3 protein-coding genes are annotated in these 2,731 nt (G+C 69.3%); all 3 read right to left on the bottom strand.

The window, feature by feature from the left end:
• A partial coding sequence (gene lepB / locus R6V09_RS50335) for a signal peptidase I (RefSeq protein WP_317888123.1) occupies positions 1-729 on the bottom strand: 729 nt, incomplete at its 3' end.
• A gap of 78 nt (positions 730-807) precedes the next feature.
• Positions 808-1,788, bottom strand: coding sequence for a signal peptidase I (gene lepB, locus R6V09_RS50330; RefSeq protein ID WP_317888122.1), 981 nt, complete (start codon positions 1,786-1,788; stop codon positions 808-810).
• Positions 1,676-2,731: signal peptidase I (gene lepB, locus R6V09_RS50325; RefSeq protein ID WP_317888121.1), on the bottom strand; the 1,056-nt coding region annotated here is incomplete at its 5' end. The genes lepB (R6V09_RS50325) and lepB (R6V09_RS50330), both read right to left, overlap by 113 nt.

The raw sequence follows: 2,731 nt of genomic DNA, 5'->3' as shown, positions 1-2,731 counted from the left end.
CAGCTTGGCGACGGGGCCGTAGGCGCCGCCGCCGAGGACGAGCACCGCGCCCGTGACGATGAGGGCGACGACCGTGCGCAGCGGGCCGGGCTGGGAGAGGCCGCCGAGTTCCTCGAAGCCGGTGGGGCGCTCCAGCATGCCCTTCATGGGCCATACGACGGCGTCCACGCGGGCGTTGACGGCGCTGTTCGCGACGGTGCCGCTGGCGACGTCCGTGAGGTGGGCGCTGGAGTCCAGGGAGCCCTGGCGCTCGTCGCCGAGCAGGAACAGGCGGCCCTTGGGGACCTTCACCGTCGGGATCGTCTTGTCCTCGACCGCGCCGCCCTTGAGGTAGCCCTCGTCGATCTGCTTGCCGTTGACGACCAGCTTGCCGTTGGTGCAGCAGGAGACGGTGTCCCCGCCGACGGCGACCACCCGCTTGACCACGGGCGCGTTCGTCACCCAGGTCTTGTCGGTGAAGACGACGACGTCGCCCCGGCGCACCTCGCTGCCGTCGATGCGCTGCGCCAGCACCCGGTCGCCCATGTCGATGGTCGGCGTCATGGAGCTGGTGGGCACCGTGTACGGCCGGTAGACCACCGCTCCCCAGCCGAAGCCGCCGAGGAACAGCACAAGGCCCAGTGCGACGGCCAGCCCGGACAACCGCTGTCCGGTCCGGCTGCCCACCGGGCCCTTGCCAGTGCCACCGCTGGTACGCGGGGCCGTACGTGTTGCGCTCTCGCCACCCATGGGTCCGCACCCTACCCGGCGGTACCGAGGGTGGTCAGCCCTTCCTCCGGGACCAAGGTCACAAGCTCTACAAGGCCTTTACCAGGCCTTGGCGGACCGGGACCGCCTGCGGCGCCACAGGGCCAGCGGCAGCACGCCGACGAGGGCGAGGCCCTCCGGTGCGGCCGTCAGGAGGCGGGAGGCCGAGGCCCGCGTGTTGATGCCGGTCTGGTCGAAGGTGTCCGGGATCGGCAGCGTGCCCCAGCGGTTGATGGGCCAGGCCTTGACGATCGCGCGGCCGACGACCTCCTTCACCGGGACCATGCCGTGGTACTTGTCGGACTGGTTGTAGCGCGAGTCCCGCGAGTTCTGCCGGTGGTCGCCCATCACCCAGATGTAGCCCTTGGGGACCTTGACGGTGAACTGGCCGCCCTGGTCGTCGTTGGTGCACGGGGTGTTGCCCGGGTAGACATACGGCTCGTTCAGCGCCTTGCCGTTGACCGTCAGCGGGCCGGTGCCGCTGCAGGAGACCGTGTCGCCGCCGACGCCGATGACCCGCTTGATCAGGTCCTTCTCCTGGGCGGACGGCATCAGACCGATCCAACTGAGCACCGTCTGCAGGGCGTTGGGGTCGGCCGTGGGCTCGCCGTCCAGCCAGTGGCCGGGGTCGTGGAAGACGACGACCTCACCGCGCTCGGGCTTGGAACCGAACCACGGGGTGAGCTTGTCGACCAGGACGCGGTCACCCTGCTGGAGGGTGTTCTGCATCGAGTCGGAGGGGATCGAGAACGCCTGCACCAGGAATGTCTTGATCAGCAGCGCGAGGACGAGCGCGATGACGATCAGGATCGGCAGCTCCTTCCAGAAGGAGCGCGGCTTCTTCGCCTGGGGGGGCGAGTCGCCCGACCCCAATGCCTCGGTCCGGGTCGCGTCGCCCGGCGGCGTACCGTCCTCGTCCGCTCCGGCGTCACTCCCGGAGGTCACGGCGCTGTCCGCGGCCGGGACGGGTGCTTCCACGGGATGTCCCTGGTGCTCCTCGCCGTCGTGTCCGGACCGTGCGCCAACCGCCACATCCCCCACGCCAACTCCTCACTCTGTGCCACCGCCTGCCCCATCCTCGGCGCAGGCCCACCACTCCCATAACGAGCGGGAGTTCCGCAGGGCTCGGGAGTTGGACCGATCCGTTCGGATCGACCGGGGCAACCCTATGCGACAGTTCGGGACCGGCGGTCGTCCCCGACACGGAGTTGGAAACCGATGCGAAGGTTTTAGGTTCGTTCAGGCTGGTCCAGTGGCCCATCGGCCAGGCGATCACCTTGGCCCGCCCCACCACCGAAGTGAGCGCGACCGTGCCGCCGTAACTGGTGTTCTGGTGCGCCCGGGAGTCGGCCGAGTTGCCGCGGTGGTCGCCCATCACCCACAGCCGGCCCTTGGGGACGGTGATGTCGAACGGTGTCTCGGAGGGTGCGTTCCCGGGATACAGGTAGTCGCCCTCGGTCAGGGGCACCCCGTTGACGGTCACCCGCCCTTCCGAGTCACAGCACTTGACGTGGTCACCACCGATGCCGACGACCCGCTTGATGAGGTCCTTCTCGTTGTCGGACGGCAGCAGGCCGATGAACTGGAGGCCTTCCTTGACCTGCTTGACCACGACGGGGTCGTTCTTCTTGGTGGTCTGCTCGTCCGCGAGCCAGCCGCCCGGGTCGTGGAAGACGACGACATCGCCCCGCTTGGGCTCGGAGCCGAACCACGGGGTGAACTTGTCGACCAGGACACGGTCCCCGATGCGGATCGTCTGCTCCATGGAGCCCGACGGGATCACGAACGCCTGGACGAGGAAGGTCTTCAGGACAAGGGCTATGAGGACCGCGACACCCACCAGGAGTGGTATCTCCCGGACCGCACCACGCCTGCGCCGCCGCTTGACCTTGCGCTGGAGCTTGCGCCGTTCTGCCCGGCTGCGGCCGGCTCCCCCGGCCGGCGCGAGCGCGCCCGCACGCCGGAAACCGGTCGGCAGCAGATT

The organism is Streptomyces sp. W16, assembly GCF_033194735.1.
In the GTDB taxonomy this organism is placed as follows: Bacteria; Actinomycetota; Actinomycetes; order Streptomycetales; family Streptomycetaceae; genus Streptomyces.
Note: the sequence above shows the minus strand (reverse complement) of the source record. Positions and strands in the feature narration are given on the sequence as shown.